At 40.1% G+C, this 20,269-nt stretch carries 21 protein-coding genes; 17 read left to right on the top strand and 4 right to left on the bottom strand.

Annotated features, from left to right (window positions below):
• Positions 1-39 precede the first annotated feature (39 nt).
• Complete coding sequence (locus FCS21_RS09580; protein ID WP_138622796.1) at positions 40-750, top strand: glycerophosphodiester phosphodiesterase; 711 nt, start codon at positions 40-42, stop codon at positions 748-750.
• Between the two features lie 2 nt (positions 751-752).
• On the opposite strand, the gene hutI is transcribed toward FCS21_RS09580, so the two are convergent.
• A complete protein-coding gene (gene hutI, locus FCS21_RS09585; protein ID WP_138622798.1) occupies positions 753-2,009 on the bottom strand; it encodes an imidazolonepropionase in 1,257 nt (418 codons plus the stop codon).
• A gap of 175 nt (positions 2,010-2,184) precedes the next feature.
• Between hutI and hutC the strand changes: the two genes are divergently transcribed.
• The 3 genes from hutC (at position 2,185) to hutH (ending at position 6,411) form a co-directional block, all read left to right on the top strand.
• Complete coding sequence (hutC, locus tag FCS21_RS09590; protein ID WP_138622800.1) at positions 2,185-2,982, top strand: histidine utilization transcriptional repressor HutC; 798 nt, start codon at positions 2,185-2,187, stop codon at positions 2,980-2,982.
• A gap of 52 nt (positions 2,983-3,034) precedes the next feature.
• Positions 3,035-4,720 carry a urocanate hydratase gene (hutU, locus tag FCS21_RS09595; protein WP_138622802.1) on the top strand — a complete coding sequence of 562 codons (1,686 nt, stop codon included), beginning with the start codon at positions 3,035-3,037 and terminating at the stop codon, positions 4,718-4,720.
• A 146-nt stretch (positions 4,721-4,866) separates the two neighbouring features.
• Positions 4,867-6,411 (top strand): histidine ammonia-lyase, encoded by a 1,545-nt coding sequence (gene hutH / locus FCS21_RS09600; RefSeq protein WP_138622804.1) that lies wholly within the window; start codon positions 4,867-4,869, stop codon positions 6,409-6,411.
• 434 nt (positions 6,412-6,845) lie between these two features.
• On the opposite strand, the gene FCS21_RS09605 is transcribed toward hutH, so the two are convergent.
• Positions 6,846-7,778: a tRNA-dihydrouridine synthase gene (locus tag FCS21_RS09605; protein ID WP_138622805.1), complete on the bottom strand. Its 933-nt coding sequence runs from the start codon at positions 7,776-7,778 to the stop codon at positions 6,846-6,848.
• Between the two features lie 471 nt (positions 7,779-8,249).
• Positions 8,250-9,176 carry an NAD(P)-binding domain-containing protein gene (locus FCS21_RS09610; RefSeq protein WP_246047156.1) on the bottom strand — a complete coding sequence of 309 codons (927 nt, stop codon included), beginning with the start codon at positions 9,174-9,176 and terminating at the stop codon, positions 8,250-8,252.
• A gap of 264 nt (positions 9,177-9,440) precedes the next feature.
• Here FCS21_RS09610 and FCS21_RS09615 point away from each other — a divergent pair, with 264 nt between their 5' ends.
• Positions 9,441-10,232 carry a spermine/spermidine synthase domain-containing protein gene (locus tag FCS21_RS09615; protein ID WP_138622809.1) on the top strand — a complete coding sequence of 264 codons (792 nt, stop codon included), beginning with the start codon at positions 9,441-9,443 and terminating at the stop codon, positions 10,230-10,232.
• A gap of 128 nt (positions 10,233-10,360) precedes the next feature.
• Here the strand turns inward: FCS21_RS09615 and fusA are convergent, their stop codons facing one another.
• On the bottom strand, positions 10,361-12,463 hold the full coding sequence (gene fusA, locus FCS21_RS09620) for an elongation factor G (RefSeq protein WP_138622811.1): 2,103 nt from the start codon (positions 12,461-12,463) through the stop codon (positions 10,361-10,363).
• 535 nt (positions 12,464-12,998) lie between these two features.
• Between fusA and FCS21_RS09625 the strand changes: the two genes are divergently transcribed.
• The 12 genes from FCS21_RS09625 to rpsQ all read left to right on the top strand — a co-directional run bounded on the left by FCS21_RS09625 (position 12,999) and on the right by rpsQ (position 19,967).
• The gene (locus FCS21_RS09625; protein ID WP_138622813.1) at positions 12,999-14,468 is read left to right on the top strand and encodes a carbon starvation CstA family protein; all 1,470 of its coding nucleotides are present in this window, start codon (positions 12,999-13,001) and stop codon (positions 14,466-14,468) included.
• A gap of 479 nt (positions 14,469-14,947) precedes the next feature.
• Positions 14,948-15,259 carry a 30S ribosomal protein S10 gene (gene rpsJ / locus FCS21_RS09630; protein ID WP_011041723.1) on the top strand — a complete coding sequence of 104 codons (312 nt, stop codon included), beginning with the start codon at positions 14,948-14,950 and terminating at the stop codon, positions 15,257-15,259.
• A 13-nt stretch (positions 15,260-15,272) separates the two neighbouring features.
• Positions 15,273-15,911: a 50S ribosomal protein L3 gene (rplC, locus tag FCS21_RS09635; RefSeq protein ID WP_138622815.1), complete on the top strand. Its 639-nt coding sequence runs from the start codon at positions 15,273-15,275 to the stop codon at positions 15,909-15,911.
• 16 nt (positions 15,912-15,927) lie between these two features.
• Positions 15,928-16,533: a 50S ribosomal protein L4 gene (gene rplD / locus FCS21_RS09640; protein ID WP_138622817.1), complete on the top strand. Its 606-nt coding sequence runs from the start codon at positions 15,928-15,930 to the stop codon at positions 16,531-16,533.
• Positions 16,530-16,832 carry a 50S ribosomal protein L23 gene (gene rplW, locus FCS21_RS09645; RefSeq protein ID WP_138622819.1) on the top strand — a complete coding sequence of 101 codons (303 nt, stop codon included), beginning with the start codon at positions 16,530-16,532 and terminating at the stop codon, positions 16,830-16,832. The genes rplD and rplW overlap by 4 nt, the downstream gene beginning before the upstream one ends.
• A 12-nt stretch (positions 16,833-16,844) precedes the next feature.
• Positions 16,845-17,669, top strand: a complete 825-nt coding sequence (gene rplB / locus FCS21_RS09650) for a 50S ribosomal protein L2 (RefSeq protein WP_138622821.1) — start codon at positions 16,845-16,847, stop codon at positions 17,667-17,669.
• Positions 17,670-17,763: 94 nt separating this feature from the next.
• Positions 17,764-18,039 (top strand): 30S ribosomal protein S19, encoded by a 276-nt coding sequence (rpsS, locus tag FCS21_RS09655; RefSeq protein ID WP_011041718.1) that lies wholly within the window; start codon positions 17,764-17,766, stop codon positions 18,037-18,039.
• Positions 18,040-18,050: 11 nt separating this feature from the next.
• The gene (gene rplV, locus FCS21_RS09660) at positions 18,051-18,383 is read left to right on the top strand and encodes a 50S ribosomal protein L22 (protein WP_138622823.1); all 333 of its coding nucleotides are present in this window, start codon (positions 18,051-18,053) and stop codon (positions 18,381-18,383) included.
• 12 nt (positions 18,384-18,395) lie between these two features.
• The gene (gene rpsC, locus FCS21_RS09665; protein WP_138622825.1) at positions 18,396-19,091 is read left to right on the top strand and encodes a 30S ribosomal protein S3; all 696 of its coding nucleotides are present in this window, start codon (positions 18,396-18,398) and stop codon (positions 19,089-19,091) included.
• An 11-nt stretch (positions 19,092-19,102) separates the two neighbouring features.
• Positions 19,103-19,516: a 50S ribosomal protein L16 gene (gene rplP, locus FCS21_RS09670; RefSeq protein WP_138622831.1), complete on the top strand. Its 414-nt coding sequence runs from the start codon at positions 19,103-19,105 to the stop codon at positions 19,514-19,516.
• Complete coding sequence (rpmC, locus tag FCS21_RS09675; RefSeq protein ID WP_033095427.1) at positions 19,516-19,707, top strand: 50S ribosomal protein L29; 192 nt, start codon at positions 19,516-19,518, stop codon at positions 19,705-19,707. The genes rplP and rpmC overlap by 1 nt, the downstream gene beginning before the upstream one ends.
• On the top strand, positions 19,707-19,967 hold the full coding sequence (gene rpsQ, locus FCS21_RS09680; RefSeq protein WP_138622833.1) for a 30S ribosomal protein S17: 261 nt from the start codon (positions 19,707-19,709) through the stop codon (positions 19,965-19,967). The genes rpmC and rpsQ overlap by 1 nt, the downstream gene beginning before the upstream one ends.
• Positions 19,968-20,269 lie beyond the last annotated feature (302 nt).

Consider the following 20,269-nt stretch of genomic DNA (forward strand, 5'->3'; position numbering starts at 1 on the left):
ACTAATGTATTATACCAATACCATTAAATTTATATTGCTATGCTAATTTTTGCTCATCGTGGTGCTAGTGCCATTGCCCCAGAAAACACGCTACTTTCAATACAAACGGCTATTGACAGTAATGTCGACGGGATTGAAATTGATATTTTTGAAATTGATGGTCAATTGCTTGTTATTCATGATCGTTGGTTAGAGCGTACTACCTCGGGTTCAGGGCTACTTACTCAACATAGCTTTGCTGATTTGCGCCAGCTTGATGCCGGCAAAGGTCAGAAAATTCCAACGCTAGATGAAGTATTGGCTATTATGCCCAAGCATTGCCTACTCAATATTGAGCTCAAAGGCATTAATAATATTGAGCTACTGCTACAATGCATTGACCAGGGCGTATTAAAATACAACATAACCACTAAGCAGTTATTACTCTCTTCGTTTAATCATCATCAGTTGTATGCCATTACTCAACAACGCCCTGAATTAGCTATTGGCGCGTTAACCGCTTCGTTACCATTAACTTACGCCACCTTTGCTACTGCCCTTAATGCTTATTCAGTGCACATAAGTATTGATACTATTAGTAAGGATTTTGTCTTAGACGCCCATCAGCGTGGTTTACAAGTGTATGTCTATACTGTCGATAGACTTGAAGATATTTACCTACTGACAAGCCTCGGTGTTGATGGCATTTTCGCCAACAACCCAAAACAAGCGCGACTGTATATGGATAATATTCAAGCTGATATGACTTAATGCTATATTACTTTTTTACCTGCTTGATACAAGCTGGTTAGGGGGTTAACTCCAAATTGATAGCACAGCTCTGCCGGTTGTTCGATATTCCATAAGGCAATATCGGCATCATAACCAACTGCCAACTGCCCTTTACTGTCGTTTAATCTTAACGCTTTTGCGCCATAACAAGTAATACCTGCTAAGGCTTCACACGGCGTTAATTTAAATAAAGTACACGCCATATTAAGCATTAAATGAATATTATGAATAGGTGAGGTACCAGGGTTTGCATCGGTAGCTACCGCCATAGGCACTTTATGTTTGCGCAACAGCGCTATCGGTGGTATTTGCGTTTCACGTAAAAAATAAAAGGCGCCGGGCAAGAGTACCGCAGTCATACCAGATTTTTTCATGGCTTTAATGCCTGTTTCATCTAAAAACTCAATATGATCAGATGACAAGGCACCATAGCTAGCCGCTAACGCTGAGCCACCCAAATTTGATAACTGCTCGGCATGCACTTTAACAGGTAAGTTATGTGCTTGTGCCGCCTCAAAAACGCGCTGAGTTTGCTCAAGACTAAAGCCTATACCTTCACAAAAAACATCAACGGCATCGGCTAATTTTTCACTAACGACTTGCGGTAACATTTCATTGCAAACCACATCAAGGTAACCCTCGGCATCATCTTTATATTCTGTTGGTAAGGCATGCGCACCAAGAAAAGTACGTTTAATAGTAACCGGTAACTCTTTGGCTAATAGACCCGCCACTTTTAGCATTTTAATTTCGTTGATGGTATCTAAGCCATAGCCTGATTTAATTTCAATGGTGGTAACACCTTGTTGATGTAAAGCAGTTAACCGCGGTAAAGCACTGGCAAGTAACTCTTGCTCACTAGCTTTTCGCGTCGCCGAAACGGTTGAGACAATGCCCCCGCCTGCGCTAGCTATTTCTTCATAGCTTTTACCTTGTAAGCGCATTTCAAATTCGTTGGCGCGGTTACCACCATAAACTAAATGGGTATGGCAATCGATTAAGCCTGGGGTCAGCCATTGACCTTTACCATCGATAACCTCAAGGTTATCAAATAATAAGTCGAATGATGGGCTTGACAATGAAGCAGGTAAATCACTCTGCTTACCTAGCCAAACAATTTTACCGGCACTAATAGCTAAGGCTGCTTGCCTTATTTCACCATAGCTATGACTACCATCGGTCATCGTGGCTAGATTTACATTGATATAAAGCGTTTGCCAATGTTTATAATGTGTCATCTCGATGTCTACCTGTGAATAATTAATTATTAGTGGTTGCTTGGGAGTTGCTCGTTGGAATAAGTATAAAACTCTATCGTGAAAACAATCCATAATCAACTTGTATATACAAGGCTTGCCTTTGCGCTAAAGGTATGAGATCGTATTAGCAAGTTCAATCAAGCCAAATATCATCATGACTGCCAATTCAACTGTACCTGCTTTGGTCTGCGAAAGTAAAAGCCCTGTAAATAAAAAGCTTAGTAGCAAAGCGACTCAAACGAGTAAAAAAAACACACCTGCTAAGTATACTATTATCAAACAGTATATTTGTGAACATATCGAATCGGGTCAATGGCCGCAAAATGCAAAAGTACCTTCTGAGAACGAACTAACACAGCAGTTTTCAGTTAGTCGTATGACCGCAAGACGTGCTCTACAGGATTTAACCGAGCAAGGGATATTAGTGCGTTCACAAGGCGCTGGTACTTTTGTCGCTACCTTTAAATCCCAATCATCTTTGTTAAAAATAAGAAATATTAGTGATGAAATTAGTGAGCGTGGTCATCAACATCAGGCTGAACAATTACTATTAAGAGCCGTGGATGTTACTGAAGAGATAGCTATTTTACTGAATTTGAAAAACACTGAAAAAGTTTTTTATTCTGAAATTTTACATTATGAAAATAATGAAGCAATTCAGTTAGAGCAACGCTATGTTAATGCTAGTTTAGTGCCCGATTACTTATCACAAGACTTTACCCTTATTACCCCACACGAATATCTTTCAGCGGTAGCCCCCTTAACAGAAGCAACCCATGAAGTAGAAGCGATTTTAGCCAGCGATCACGTTTGCCAATTATTAGTTATTAACGCCAGTAAACCATGCTTACAAGTTAAGCGACGTACCTGGTCAAAGCAAGGCGTGGTTAGTGTTGCTACCTTAACATCACCCGGTGATAAATATCGTCTAGGCAGCCACCTTATATTTTAAAATTATTATTTTATAACATTCAATCTCAGTATTTCTATCATGAGGAAGCCCTATGACAACTCCCCTAGCATCACGTTTAGACACTGATCGTATTATTCGCGCTGATCGCGGCACTGAAATAACCACCAAGAGTTGGTTAACTGAAGCAGCAAAACGCATGTTGATGAATAATTTAGACCCCGATGTTGCCGAGCACCCACAGGCGTTAGTCGTTTATGGTGGCATAGGTCGCGCCGCACGTAACTGGGCATGTTACGACAAAATAATTGAGGTGCTAAACCGTCTTGAAAATGACGAAACCTTAATGGTGCAATCGGGTAAACCTGTTGGCGTATTTAAAACACACGAAAACGCACCGCGTGTATTAATTGCTAATTCGAATCTCGTGCCTAATTGGGCTAACTGGCAGCATTTTAACGAGTTAGATAAAAAAGGTTTAATGATGTACGGCCAAATGACGGCTGGTTCATGGATTTATATTGGCTCACAAGGTATTGTGCAAGGCACATACGAAACCTTTGTCGCCATGGCCAAACAACACTTTGATGGTAATGCACAAGGTAAGTGGGTACTTACCGGTGGTTTAGGTGGCATGGGAGGAGCGCAACCACTTGCAGCAACCATGGCTGGCTTTTCTGCATTAGTAGTTGAGTGTGATGAAACCCGTATCGATTTTCGAATAAAAACACGTTATGTCGATAAGAAAGCCACCTGCTTAGATGATGCATTGGCCATCATCAATCAAGCGACTGCACAAGGCCAAGCAATCTCAGTTGGCTTATTAGGTAATGCTGCTGATATTTTTCCTGAATTAGTTAAACGCGGTATTACCCCTGATGTAGTAACAGATCAAACCTCAGCACACGACCCGTTAAATGGTTACTTACCACAGGGGTGGACCATGGAACATGCTGCTACTATGCGCTTAAAAAATGAGGCGGCAGTGGTTAAGGCGGCTAAGCAATCAATGGCGATACAAGTTCAAGCGATGCTTGCATTACAAAAGATGGGCGCGGCGACCACAGATTACGGTAACAATATTCGTCAAATGGCTTTAGAAGAAGGGGTCACAAACGCTTTTGATTTTCCTGGTTTTGTCCCCGCTTATATTAGACCATTATTCTGTGAAGGTATTGGGCCATTTCGTTGGGTTGCCTTATCTGGCGATCCAGAAGATATTTATAAAACCGATGCTAAAGTTAAAGAGCTGATACCTGATAACCCACACTTACATAACTGGTTAGATATGGCGCGTGATCGTATCGCTTTTCAAGGATTACCTGCGCGTATTTGTTGGCTTGGCTTAAAAGACCGAGCACGTTTAGCCTTAGCCTTTAATGACATGGTGAAAACCGGCGAGCTTTCTGCGCCTGTAGTTATTGGTCGCGATCATTTAGATTCAGGCTCGGTCGCTTCACCAAACCGTGAAACTGAAAGCATGTTAGATGGCTCTGATGCTGTATCAGATTGGCCGTTACTCAACGCTTTATTATCAACTTCAGGTGGTGCAACTTGGGTTAGCATTCATCATGGCGGCGGCGTTGGTATGGGCTTTAGTCAACATTCTGGTGTAGTCATTGTCGCTGATGGCAGCGATGATGCAGCTAAACGTATTGGGCGAGTATTGTGGAATGATCCCGCCACAGGTGTGATGCGCCATGCCGACGCGGGGTACGATATCGCCATAAACTGTGCCAAAGAGCAGGGGCTAGATTTACCGATGATAGACGAAAAATAATACTCAATTTCAGGCTAATTTTAACCATAACGACATCGAAAGTACTCACTGACTAACGTCAGCTGCGTGCTTTCTCTTTGTTGTTGAGTAACCCCTGTTGAACTAAGCGCTATTCATTGAAAATTTATGATAGAGAGAAAATAAAAATGAACCACATCAAAGCATTAAAAATTCTTCCAGGAAAGCTAACGCTCGCGCAATTACGAGACGTAAGTCGTTATGACGGCATAAAATATAGTTTAGATGAAGCTGCATTTCCTGAAATCAACAACAGTGCTGAAGCGGTACAACAAGTCATAAAAGACAATCGTGTTGTTTACGGTATTAATACCGGTTTTGGTCTATTAGCCAGCACTCGTATTAAAACTGAAGAGTTAGAATTATTACAACGCTCTATCGTACTTTCTCATTCTGCTGGTTTTGGTGAGTACATGGAAGATGCGACCGTACGCCTAATGATGGTACTAAAAATAAACTCATTATCACGCGGTTTTTCAGGTATTCGTTTACACGTTATTCAAGCATTAATTACCTTATTGAACGCCGAAGTTTACCCCTGCGTGCCAAAAAAAGGGTCGGTCGGCGCCTCAGGTGATTTAGCACCCCTTGCTCATATGGTATTACCTTTATTGGGCGAAGGCGAAATGTCATATCAAGATAACATTATCCCTGCTACTCAAGGATTAAAAATTGCCGGACTTGAACCGGTAGTACTGGCGGCAAAAGAAGGTTTAGCTTTACTCAACGGGACACAAGCTTCCACGGCATTTGCGTTAGAAGGTTTATTTTATGCTGAGGATTTATATGCCGCAGGAACCGTCATCGGCGCTACCTCAGTAGAAGCCGCCATGGGATCACGTGCCCCCTTTGATCATAGAGTACACCTTGTTCGTGGGCAAAAAGGACAAATTGATGCCGCACGCGCATACCGTGAAATATTAACGGATAGTTCTGAAATAGCAACAGCGCACGTTAATTGTGACAAAGTACAAGACCCCTACTCACTACGTTGTCAGCCACAAGTGATGGGCGCTTGTTTAACACAAATTCGTCAAGCGGCAGAAGTATTACACGTTGAAGCTAATGGTGTAACAGACAACCCTTTAGTTTTTGCTAATGAAGGGGACTTCATCTCTGCCGGTAATTTTCATGCTGAGCCGGTGGCTATGGCGGCAGATAATTTAGCCTTAGCTATTGCTGAAATTGGCTCACTCTCTGAGCGTCGAATGGCATTATTAATTGATGCCAGTTTAAGTAAATTACCGCCATTTTTAGTGAATAATGGCGGTGTTAACTCTGGCTTTATGATTGCACAAGTTACCTCGGCTGCGTTAGCTTCAGAAAATAAAACCCTGGCTCACCCAGCCTCTGTTGATAGTTTACCGACATCAGCTAATCAAGAAGACCATGTATCAATGGCCTGTTTTGCTGGTCGTCGTTTAGCGGATATGGCCGAAAATACCAACGGCGTACTTGCTGTAGAGTATTTAGCTGCTGTACAAGGTTTAGATTTTAGAGCACCACTAAAGGGAGCAGCGCCTATTGAACAGGCGAAAGCGAAGTTACGTGAAACCGTGGCTTTTTATGATAAAGATCGCTACTTTGCGCCTGATATTGTCGAAGCGTCGGCGATCATCGCTGATGGTTATTTCAATGACTTTATGCCAGCGGGCTTATTACCTAGTTTATAAAACTACGTGCTTATGCACATGACTCAGGGGCGTAATCCCCGTAGTATTTTGTCGGCTGTGGCATGGATGCCACTTAGTAGCGAATGCAGGACGCATATTCTACTAGATCCCGCTTTTAAATCTATTCCTCTGTGAGCGCGTAGCGCCTCGGTACTCTCAGTGGTGATATCTGTGTATATCAATTGTATTTTGAGTTATTTAGCGCTTTAAAAACAAGAAAGTTTGAACCACCGAGTGCACCGAGGCTGCGCTCACAGAGAAGATATAAGACATTGAAAAATTAAAGTTTTCTAAAAAGTGATGGCTATTAGAACACAGGCTTCGAAGATAACGTATATAGCGAACACCTGAGTTAACTACATAAGTATGTGAAGCTATTTGTTCTCATTTTAGTGACTAACAACGAAAAAAAACGTAAATAAACTTACGTAAACTTACAGTAGTGCTCTAATAGCTTCAGCTGTTTTTAATCTTCTGACTTCGTCAAACAATAAGTCTGCTTGCTGGTAATAGCCCTTTAAATATTTAAGCCATTGTTTGATACGGTTACAATAATACTTACTCTTGTCACCGTCTGTTTCAAACTCTGTATAAGCGGATAATAAGGCTTGTACCTGTAACCACGGCATAACATCACTTTCTTGTTTTATCACTTGCCCTAAATTAGGGATAGTTAACGCACCGCGACCTACCATAATATCGTTACATCCGGAAACTTCGCGACACGTGATTGCATCAGCTAAATTCCACACTTCACCATTAGCAATAACAGGAATTGAGATTTCATTGTTTATTTTTGCAATCCAATGCCAATGCGCTGGTGGTTTATAGCCTTCTACCTTGGTACGAGCATGTACGGTAAGCTCGTTTGCACCTGCTGCTTCAACTGCTTGGGCATTTTCAATAGCTAGACTTTTATCTTCATAACCTAAACGAATCTTAGCACTAACAATGGTGTCATTAGGGACTGCTGCTTTTACCGCTTTGACAATTTGATAAAGATTCTCAGGATCTTTTAATAAAATAGCACCACCACGACTTTTATTGACCGTTTTAGACGGGCAACCAAAGTTTATATCAATACCATTTGAGCCAAGCTCAATCACTTTAGCGGCATTTTCAGCCATATACTCAGGGGATTGACCTAATAACTGTACACGAACCGGTGTACCCGCTTTAGTACAGCTACCGTAAGCACTGGCATCAATTAACTCTGGGCAGTATCGATAAAAAACACGATCGGGGAGTACTTGATCAATCACACGAATAAACTCGGTGACGCAAAGATCATAGCTACCTACTTGGGTAAGTAAGTCACGCATTCGGTAATCTAAAACGCCTTCCATTGGGGCCAATACAACACGCATTAGTATGAAGTGTCCTTATTAAAATGTTGTGTGGTTTTTAAGGCATTATTTTGGTGTGGCAATTGAATCACTTTACTGAAGCCAAAATATTTGCCGATACGGGTGAGAAAAACATAACAAAGCAGCGTTAAGCAAGCGACCATTACATGAATAATGAGTGTTTTAACTTGCAAACTTTGTTGCCAAAAAAATATCGGCCCCGTATATGTAACATAAAAGAGATTCAATATAGTGACGTGAGCCCATATCACTAAAAATAGTAACTTAGTTTGATGATGAGTAATAAAGTGTTGAGAGAATAAGTTCAAAAGTTAGCTCTTTAATAAATAACAGCGCTAGTATATCAAAAGCACTGATACCTGCTATAAGAATTACTTAACATAGTATTTAGAGCATTGTTTACGCAATACAGCCAAAGCGGCTCACCGAGAAGACATAGACCAAAAGACTAAGACAGGCAAATACAATAAACTAGTGACCTTGTTCAAGCCATGCCAATAAATCATCATAAACAAATGCATAATGTAATGCTTCTTGTGTTTTTTTACCTGAAACTATTTTAGAGTCAGTTTTTGATAAGCTATCTTTTTCTTCAAAACTAGGTGGGGGTAAATTCAAAGCGTTGGCTGCCGCTTGGTAATATTGCTTTTTAGTGACTTGTGTGGCGCTAACCCCATTAAAAATACCGCCATGAATATCACTTGCTAGCAACGAGAGAATAAGGCTAACAGCATCTTGTTGATGAATTAAATTAACCTGTGCTTGTGGGTTTTGTAGCATGCGACCATGTGATAAAAACTTGCCTGGATGGCGATTAGGACCAACTAAACCGGTTAATCGAAGAACAAAGCCCTTGTTACGACCTAAACCCGAGTGTCCATTAACATATAGCATATCAGCGTTACTTGCCTTAACAACCTGATCACTAGTAAAATTAAGTACTGTTTGCTCTGCTTGATTTAATACTGACACTTTATCCGCAGTTAGATCCAACACCATGCTTTCATCAACAAGCCCTGACAAGCCGTTATAAACAGCACTACTACTTAATAGAATAATTTTTTCAACTTTATTATTGTTTTTTGCTGCGGTAACTAACTGTGCGACTTTATCGGCGTAATCAACACGACCTTGCCTAAACTGTGGTGTAATAGCAATAACCAAGCATTGCTGCTTAAAGACCGGATGGTTATTTAGAGCTGTTTGCTGTGCAGGTAAAGATAATACAGCCGCATTAATACCTTGGTTAGTTAGCTGTTTGACATTATCAGTATTACTGCGTGTTGCGAGTACCGCTACACCTTGTTTTTTAAGGTGCTGCGCTAAAGGTGTGCCTAACCAACCACAACCGACAATGCCTACAGAGGTAAGCTGTTTCTTATTTTTGTTGCTTGTCATTACGTTACTCATTATTGCTTTATTAATGAAGAATTGCTTATTACTGCGTTACTTATAGCAGCACGACTTATTTTTATAATTAATGACCACATTAATGACAACTTTTATCGTCATAGTAAGGTGCTATTCTTTGTTGACGACTATGTTTCATTATAATTAATAAGGAGATAATAAACGCTACAGCTGTTTTTAATGACCTTAAGGCGCTCATTAGTTATCCTTACCTATATTTAATTTATTCGTCGTAACTTTAGGAGTTAGCTTATGCAGTTAGCAAAACATTTAGCCCAAGGGCGGTTAGTGTATTTAAGCCAACACCAAGATGCAATAACGGTGAGTGAAAACGATCATTATCGTTGGATGGCATTTAATGACGTAGTACAAAGTATTATGCGTAAACGTAAACCTTGGCAGTTAACTCTACCCCATCACATTGCGCTACTCTTACCCTTGTTGTTTTGTAAACCTAAACGCATTATTGAGTTAGGCTTAGGTGGCGGTAATCTGACCCGGTTTTTACGGCACTTATCACCGGATATTATGCTAACCACTGTCGATCATAGCCAAGAAGTTATCAACTATTTTGAGCAATATTTTAACCCTGACAAAGTCTGCTTTGATCTTATTTGCGCTGACGGTATGACATGGTTAGCACAACAACAAACCTGCAATATTGATTGGATTATTTGCGATGTTTATCACTCACAAGAGTTAGGTTTTGATTGTATTATTAAGCAACTAGAAGTGCTAACCAATAAAATAGATGCGCAGGCATGTTTATCAATCAACTTACCTGATATTAATGATCACGACATCAACTTGTGTTTAACGGTATTACAGCAGTTAACACCTAATCATCACATTACCTATTTTACTATTCCTAATTATCTGAATATTGTCATTCAACTTACCCCTAATCACTGGCAACTTCATCGATTAATAAAACGAAATAAACAATGTTATCTTCCTGGGTTGATATTACAGCGTTGGCGCGATTTTTGGCCTCATGGCATGCAACTGAATCACCTTAGAAAACCGTACAACCAGACATTATAGCTAGATAATATCTCTGTCTACTAGCACCCTAAAACCAAGACATACTTAATCTGCCCATCAACTCCAGGCAATAAAAAAGGATGCCGAGGCATCCTTTTTTTCAAAACAGTTAAGCGCTTAAAAAGTAATTACTTTCTAGCGGCATCTTTCGCTGCTTTTGCTGCTTTAACTTCAGCAATAACTTCTTCAGCCACGTTATTAGGACATGGTAAGTAGTGAGAGAATTCCATAGAGAATTGACCACGACCTGATGTCATTGTACGTAACGATCCGATGTAACCGAACATTTCTGAAAGAGGTACGTCTGCTTTAATGCGAACACCTGTAACACCTGCTTCTTGGTCTTTGATCATACCACGACGGCGGTTTAAATCACCAATAACATCACCAACGTGATCATCAGGAGTAAATACATCAACAGCCATGATAGGTTCAATTAACTGAGCACCAGCTTTTGGAATTGATTGACGGAAAGCACCACGAGCAGCAAGTTCAAATGCAACAGCAGATGAATCGACCGCATGGAAACCACCATCATATAATTCAATTTCAACATCTAATACAGGGAAGCCAGCAAGTACACCAGTCTCCATCATGCCTTTGAAACCTTTTTCAATAGCAGGGAAGAATTCTTTAGGTACGTTACCACCAACAACTACAGAGTTGAACACAAAACCTGAACCAGGTTCGCCGGGCTTGATACGGTAATCAATTTTACCGAATTGACCTGAACCACCAGATTGTTTCTTATGTGTGTAAGAATCTTCTATTTCTGAGGTAATTGTTTCACGGTAAGCAACTTGTGGTTTACCAACTTCTAAGTCAACACCGTAAGTACGCTTAAGGATATCTACTTTGATATCTAAGTGAAGCTCACCCATACCACGTAAAATTGTTTCGCCTGAGTCTTGGTCAGTTTCAACTTGGAAAGTAGGATCTTCTGCAACCATTTTACCAATAGCAACACCCATCTTTTCAGAACCACCTTTATCTTTAGGTGTTACAGAAATAGAGATTACTGGCGCAGGGAAAACCATGGCTTCTAACGTACATGGATCTTTAGGATCACATAGAGTGTGACCTGTTTGTACGTTTTTCATACCTACGATAGCTAAGATATCACCCGCTTGTGCTGAAGACAGCTCAGTACGGTCATCTGCTTGCATTTCAACCATACGGCCAACACGTTCAGTTTTGCCCGTGAATGAGTTAAGAATAGTATCACCTTTTTTCAACGTACCAGAATAGATACGGATAAAGGTAAGAGCACCAAAACGGTCATCCATGATTTTAAATGCTAACGCTTTAAATGTTGCATTAGTATCAACGATTGCAAATTTACCTGTTGGCTCACCTTCTTCATCAGTTAACGGTTGTGGGTTAACTTCAGTTGGTGAAGGTAAGTAGTCAACAACAGCATCTAGAACTAATTGCATGCCTTTGTTTTTAAATGCAGAACCACAATAAGTTGGGAAGAACATTAACTCTTTAGTACCTTTACGGATACATTCTTTAATTTGTTCTTCAGTCGGCGTAAGTTCGCCTTCTAAATATTCCATTAATAAATCTTCATCTGCTTCTAAAGCAGTTTCGATTAGTTGCTCACGGTATAACGCAGCATCATCAACCATATCCGCTGGAATATCAGTGATTTCGTAGTTTTCTGGTAAGCCAGTAGCATCCCAAACGTAAGCTTTTTGAGTTAATACATCGACAACACCAACGAAGTCATCTTCTTCACCAATTGGTAAAGTCATAATAAGTGGGTGAGCACCTAATACTTTTTTAACTTGATCAGTTACACGGAAAAAGTTAGCACCTAAACGGTCTAATTTATTTACAAAGATTAAACGAGCTACTTTAGAGTCGTTCGCGTAACGCCAGTTAGTTTCTGATTGTGGCTCAACACCACCAGAACCACAGAATACACCAACACCACCATCAAGAACTTTTAATGAACGGTAAACTTCTACTGTGAAATCAACGTGACCAGGAGTGTCAATTACGTTTAAACGATGTCCTTTCCATTCACAAGTAACCGCAGCAGACTGGATAGTAATACCGCGCTCAGCTTCTTGTTCCATGAAGTCAGTTGTAGACTCACCATCATGTGTTTCACCAGACTTATGAATTTTACCGGTTAGTTTAAGGATACGTTCAGTTGTTGTGGTTTTACCCGCATCAACGTGAGCGAAAATACCAATGTTTCTGTATTTAGCTAAATCTGCCATTAGATTACTCTACTTAGTTTGAGGTCTATCCCACTTCTTTCTTATTAGATGCCTATATAGTTAGCTATATAATCTACGTAAGTTAAAGCAGAACTTGTTGAAAATTTGCGCGCGAGTATATCATTAACCAAAGAAGAACCATAGAAAATTGAAAAAAAATATGAAATAAATTACTAAAGACGGTCACTTCCTAAAAAAATATATACCGTAAAAAAGACTCAACCATATTTTTTCTGCTTATATATAGGAGTTAATGACTTTGAATATAAAAAGCCATTAAAAGAAGCAAAAACACGATAAAAAACAATAGCACTACCTGTTCGTCAATCGAGTGACTATACTCAACCAATATGGCTAACTCCATATTGGTTAAGCAAACATTAAGACCGCTAATGACAATATAAATATATAGGATATCGAATAGCTATATTTGATGCATTTTGTTTGTTTAAAATGTGAATGAAGTGCTAAGCTAGCCGCCTAGTAAATTAATCCGTTTGGTATCATTCCACCTTATTATAGGGCACCACTTATTATGATTATCTTTTTTATATGTATTACGCTATTAATTTTGGGGTATAAATTTTATAGCCCCTTTGTTGAAAAGCAAGCTGGGATTGATCACTCAGTCAAAACACCGCAAGTGCGCTTTGATGAAGGCGTTGACTATGTCGCCATTCATCCAGTAAAAGCGTTTCTTATACAGTTTTTAAACATCGCTGGTGTTGGCCCTATTTTTGGACCAATACTCGGTGCTATATATGGCCCAATAGCCTTAGTGTGGATTGTACTGGGTAACATCCTTGGTGGTGCAGTACATGATTACTTTTCTGGCGTAATGAGTATCAAAGAAGATGGTAAAAGCTTGCCCGAAATAGCAGGTCATTACTTTAACCTTTTCTACAAGAGTATCATGCTCGTATTTACCGCCATGCTACTGTTTTTTGTTGGTGTAGTATTTATTATGAGCCCTGCCGGCTTACTCGGTAATTTAAGTTACTTTGAGGGCACCTTTCTTGAAGGCAACACTTTTTGGGTATTTTTAATCTTAGGTTACTACTTCTTAGCAACGTTATTACCTATCGATAAAATTATTACTAAGCTTTACCCTATTTTTGGTTTATTAATGATAGTAATGACGACGCTAATCGCTATATCATTATTATTTAATGCACCACATTTACCAGTAATGGGCGATTTTCTCGGTTACTTCGACCATGATCATTTCAACCATGACTTCTTAAAACCTAATCCAGATGGCGCACCTGTTTGGCCTTTACTCTTTGTTACCATTACTTGTGGTGCCATTAGTGGTTTTCACTCAACTCAGGCGCCAATCATGGCCCGTTGTTTAACTAATGAAAAATATGTACGTCCTGTTTATTATGGCGCTATGATGTCTGAAGGTATTGTCGGTTGTGTTTGGGCATTAGCGGGTATCGCTGCTTTCCCTGAAGGTTATGCTGGTCTTAAAGCCATGTTAGATTTAGGTGGTCCAGGATTAGTGGTTAATCATATTGCTACCAGTTACCTAGGTGCTTTAGGTGGTATTATGGCGATTATTGCCGTAGCAATATTCCCTATTACTTCAGGTGATACCGCGTTTAGATCATTACGATTAACGATAGTCGATGCCTTTAATATCCCACAAAGTATGCGTAACCGTATTTTATTAGCGGTACCAATTTTAGTGGTCGCATATTTCATGACAAAAATAGACTTCTCATTAATTTGGCGCTACTTTGCGTTCTCAAATATGTTGTTATCAACGAGTGTGCTGTGGTTAGCAACTAAGTACTTGTTTGATCGCGGTACCTTCCACTGGGTAGTAAGTATTCCTGCCATAATAGGCACCAGTGTTACTGTATCTTACATAATGACTGCGGGAATTGGTTTTAATCTACCTTCTCATTACAGCCAATATATTGGTATAGTCACTGCAATAGCATTATTGATACTAGTCGTTTTATTCCACGTAAAACGCAAAGTACCGGCTAAAAATTAGCAGTACCTTATATAGTAGCGTTAACGAAAACGTTGACGCTTACTTGAGCCTAAACCAAATGGATTAATTGATTAATCCATTTGGTATTAAAAAGCACTGCTATTTTATCACAATAAATAAAGCAGTGCTTTTTATTACTCCTAAGTTTGCTAGAAAAACCTCCACAAGCTATATCCCCACTACCCAGCAAAGATATTGACCGCTAAAAAGTAAATAGCCTAAAATAAACTTGCGCTAAACGGACTTTCTTGTATAATACGCGCTCACATTCAATGATGTTGAGTGTGCCTGTTACAAAACCTACCTAAGGTTATAAACCTAAAGTAAACCTGTAGCACTAAATAAATGATACATAATTCATTTATTTCACAGCAGCTCTAATTTTGAGTTGAATGTTTATTAGTTAATACACCCCCTTCCAGCACACAAGGAAGCAGAGGGATGTATTTTTTTGTTCTTTTAAAAGGGGATTTGTCTTCATGTCAAATCAAAGAATCCGCATTCGTTTGAAAGCGTTCGATCATCGTTTGATTGATCAATCTACAGCAGAAATCGTTGATACTGCTAAACGTACTGGCGCACAGGTTCGTGGTCCAATTCCACTTCCTACTCGCAAAGAACGTTACACTATCTTGACTTCTCCACACGTTAACAAAGATGCGCGTGATCAGTATGAAATTCGTACTCATAAACGCATGATTGATATCGTTGAGCCAACTGAAAAGACTGTAGACGCATTAATGCGTTTAGATCTTGCAGCTGGTGTTGATGTTCAAATCAGCTTGGGCTAAGGGGAGCTTTAACATGACTATAGGTCTAGTTGGACGTAAAGTGGGTATGACTCGTATCTTCACAGAAGATGGTGTTTCTACTCCTGTTACGGTTATTGAAGTTGAAGCAAACCGTGTTGCTCAAGTTAAAACAGTAGACAACGATGGTTATTCAGCACTACAAGTTACTACGGGCAAGCGTAAAGCAAGCCGTGTAACTAAACCAGCTGCTGGACATTTCGCAAAAGCTGGAATTGAAGCAGGCCGTGGCTTGTGGGAATTCCGTTTAAACGAAAATGAAGGTAGTGACATCGAAGCTGGCAGTGAAATCACTGTTTCATTATTCAATGACACAAAATTAGTAGACGTTACTGGTACGTCTAAAGGTAAAGGTTTCCAAGGCGGTATTAAGCGCTGGAACTTTACTATGCAAAATGCAACGCATGGTGTTTCTTTAGCACATCGTTCTAACGGTTCGTTAGGTCAATGTCAAACTCCAGGTCGTGTATTTAAAGGCAAAAAAATGTCTGGTCACATGGGTGCTGTGCGTTGTACTACACAAAACCTTGAATTGGTTCGCGTTGATGCAGAACGTAACTTGTTGCTTGTTAAAGGCGCAGTTCCGGGTGCTATCAATGGCAACGTAATCATCAAACCAGCTGTTAAAGCTTAGTCCAGGAGATTTTGTGATGGAATTATCATTAAAAGACGCATCAGGTGCTCTTGAAGTATCTGAAGCAACTTTTGGACGTGAGTTTAACGAAGCGTTAGTACATCAAGTAGTAGTTGCTTACGCAGCTGGTGCTCGTCAAGGTACTCGTGCTCAGAAAACTCGCTCAGAAGTTAGTGGCGGTGGTGCAAAACCATGGCGTCAAAAAGGTACTGGCCGTGCACGTGCTGGTACTACTCGTGGTCCAATTTGGCGTTCAGGTGGCGTAACATTCGCTGCAAAACCTCAAGACCACAGTCAAAAAGTTAACCGTAAAATGTACCGAGGTGCTATCGCTAGCATCCTATCTGAACTAGTTCGTCAAGAACGTTTAGTAGTAGTGAACGATTTTTCGGTAGAAACTCCTAAAACTAAAGACTTAGTTGCTAAGTTAAAAGGTTTAGAGCTTAAAGACGTATTGATTGTAACAAAAGAAGTTGACGAGAACTTATTCTTATCAGCACGCAACTTATACAAAGTTGACGTTCGTGACGTTGCAGCAATCGACCCAGTTAGCTTAGTTGGTTTCGAAAAAGTGTTAATCACTGCTGATGCTGTTAAAGAAATTGAGGGGATACTAGCATGATAAACGAAGAACGTTTGTTAAAAGTGCTTTTAGCACCAAATATTTCTGAAAAAGCAACTACCGCTGCTGAAGCAAACAACACTGTTGTTTTCAAAGTAGCTACAGATGCAACTAAAGCTGAAGTTAAAGCTGCTGTTGAGAAACTTTTCGAAGTATCTGTTGTAAGTGTTAATACACTTAATGTTAAGGGTAAAGAGAAACGTACAGGTGCTCGCACTGGTCGTCGTAACGACTGGAAAAAAGCATATGTAACTCTTAGCGAAGGTAGTGAAATCGACTTCGTTGGCGCGGAATCATAGGAGCAGCTAAAAATGGCTATAGTAAAATGTAAACCTACTTCTCCGGGTCGTCGTCACCTAGTTAAAGTGGTAAACAAAGAACTTCATAAAGGTAAGCCTTATGCACCACTATTAGACACTATGTCTAAATCAGGTGGTCGTAACAATAATGGTCGTATTACTGTTCGTCATATTGGCGGCGGTCATAAGCAACATTACCGTATTGTCGATTTCAAACGTCTTAAAGATGGCATTCCAGCTAAAGTTGAGCGTTTAGAATATGATCCAAACCGTAGTGCTAACATTGCGTTAGTATTATATGCCGATGGTGAACGTCGTTACATATTAGCCCCTAAAGGCTTATCAGCTGGTGATACTATCCAGTCTGGTGTAGACGCTCCAATCAAACCTGGTAATACAATGCCACTACGTAACATACCTCTTGGTAGTGTTATTCACGCAATCGAACTTAAGCCTGGCAAAGGTGCTCAAATAGCACGTGCAGCTGGTACTTACGCACAATTAGTTGCGAAAGACGGTGCTTACGTTACTTTACGTCTTCGCTCTGGCGAAATGCGTAAAATCGAAACAGATTGTCGTGCTACGTTAGGTGAAATCGGCAATTCTGAACACATGCTTCGCTCTTTGGGTAAAGCTGGTGCTTCAAGATGGCGCGGTGTTCGCCCAACGGTTCGTGGTGTTGCTATGAACCCGGTAGATCACCCACACGGTGGTGGTGAAGGTAAAACATCTGGCGGTCGTCACCCGGTATCCCCTTGGGGCGTACCAACTAAGGGTTACAAGACTCGTTCGAACAAGCGTACTGATAAGTTTATCGTACGTCGTCGTACTAAGTAATTTAGTACATTTAATTAATATTCTGATTGCTGAACTTAGTTCATTTTTACATAAACTAAGTTCACATGAAGAATTATATATATAAGGATTCACCATGCCACGTTCCCTCAAGAAAGGTCCATTTATTGACCTACACTTGTTGACGAAGGTAGAGAAAGCGGTGGAAAGCGGGAATAAAAAGCCAATTAAAACTTGGTCCCGTCGTTCAATGATCATTCCAACAATGATCGGATTGACCATCGCTGTCCATAATGGCCGTCAACACGTTCCTGTATTTGTAACCGAAGAAATGATCGGTCACAAATTAGGAGAATTTGCACCAACTCGTACTTATCGCGGTCATGTCGCTGATAAGAAAGCTAAGAAGTAAGGGGAAGTTACATGCAAGCTATTGCTATACATAAATTTGCCCGCGGTTCTGCTCAAAAGGCGCGTTTAGTTGCGGATCAAATCCGTGGCGTTAATGTAGAGAAAGCACTTGAAATTTTAACTTTCAGCAACAAATCAGCTGCTGTTTTAGTTAAAAAAGTACTTAACTCTGCTATCGCAAATGCCGAGCATAACGAAGGTGCAGATATTGATGAATTATTCGTTAAAACTATTTTAGTTGACGATGGTCCAACAATGAAACGTATTATGCCACGCGCGAAAGGCCGAGCCGATCGCATCATCAAGCGCACTAGTCACATCACTGTGATTGTGTCTGATACTTAGGAGTATATTAGTATGGGTCAAAAAGTTAATCCTACCGGTATTCGCTTAGGTATCACGAAACCTTTCGCGTCTACTTGGTTTGCAAGCAACAAAGATTTTGCTAGCAACTTAGACGGCGACCATAAGGTTCGCGAATTTTTAAAAGAAAAGCTTCAACGTGCATCACTTTCTAAAGTGGTAATTGAACGTCCAGCTAAATCTATCCGCGTAACAATTCACACGGCTCGTCCAGGTGTTGTTATCGGTAAGAAAGGCGAAGATGTTGAGAAATTACGTTTAGCTGTTTCTAAAATTGCTGGTGTTCCTGCTCAAATCAACATCGCTGAAGTACGTAAGCCAGAAATGGATGCGCAGCTTGTTGCAGACAGCATTGCTAGTCAATTAGAACGTCGTGTTATGTTCCGTCGCGCTATGAAGCGTGCCGTACAAAACACTATGCGTTTAGGCGCTAAAGGCATCAAAGTACAAGTTAGTGGTCGTTTAGGCGGCGCTGATATCGCACGTGCAGAATGGTATCGTGAAGGTCGTGTACCTTTACATACATTACGTGCTGATATTGACTACGCAATTGCGCGTGGTAACACTACTTACGGTGTTATTGGTATCAAAGTTTGGATCTTTAAAGGCGAAATTATTGGCAACATGCCATTACAAGCAGAGCAACCAGCTGCTAAGCCTAAAAGAAAGAACAACCGTAAAGCCAAGTAGAGGAATAGGTAATGTTACAACCAAAACGTACTAAATTCCGCAAGCAATTTAAACTGCGCAACCGTGGTCTTGCTCACGTAGGTAGTTCAGTTAGCTTCGGTACTTTCGGTTTGAAATCAATGGAACGTGGTCGTATGACTGCACGCCAAATTGAAGCCGGTCGTCGTGCCATGACTCGTCATGTGAAACGTCAAGGTAAAATCTGGATACGCGTATTCCCTGACAAACCTATTACTAAAAAACCTCTTGAGGTTCGTATGGGTAAAGGTAAGGGTTCAGTAGAATATTGGGTTTGCCAAATTCTTCCTGGTCGTGTTCTTTATGAAATGGAAGGTGTTTCTGAAGAAGTAGCACGTGAAGCTTTTGCTTTAGCTGCCTCTAAACTTCCATTCAAAACTTCCTTTGTAACTAGGACGGCACTGTAATGAAAGTTAGTGAACTTAAAGCAAAAAGCATTGAAGAGCTAAATGCTGAATTACTAGAACTTCTTCGCGAGCAGTTTAACTACCGCATGCAAGCAAGTACTGGTCAATTAGCACAAACTCATTTGCTAAGAACTGTACGTCGCAATATTGCACGTGTTAAGACTATCATCACTGAAAAGGCAGGTAAGTAATGAGCGAAGTTAAAATCCGCACACTACAAGGCGTTGTTGTCAGTAACAAGATGGATAAGTCTATCGTTGTAATGATCGAACGTCGTGTTAAGCACCCTATATACGGTAAGTACATGACGCGTTCAACTAAGTTGAAAGCGCATGATGAAGCTAACGTATGTAACGAAGGTGACTTAGTAACTATTACTGAAGTTGCGCCAATTTCTAAGTCTAAGAACTGGAAATTAGTTGACGTAATTACAAAAGCTAACGTTTTATAAATTTATTTTTATAACACATTAACTTAATAGTTAATAAAAACCCTTAACATTTATTTGTTAAGGGTTTTTTTTTTATGAGTCGCTAGTGGAGTAGTAATTGCCAATAATAATACTGCGCCAATTTCTAAGTCTGCTCATAAAGATAAGTGAAAATTAGTTGACGTCATTACAAAAGCTAACGTTTTATAAATTTATTTTTATAACACATTAACTTAATAGTTAATAAAAACCCTTAACATTTATTTGTTAAGGTTTTTTTTTGATGAGTCGCTAGTGGAGTAGTAATTGCCAATAATAATACT

The organism is Colwellia ponticola (genome assembly GCF_005885605.1).
In the GTDB taxonomy this organism is placed as follows: domain Bacteria; phylum Pseudomonadota; class Gammaproteobacteria; order Enterobacterales; family Alteromonadaceae; genus Colwellia; species Colwellia ponticola.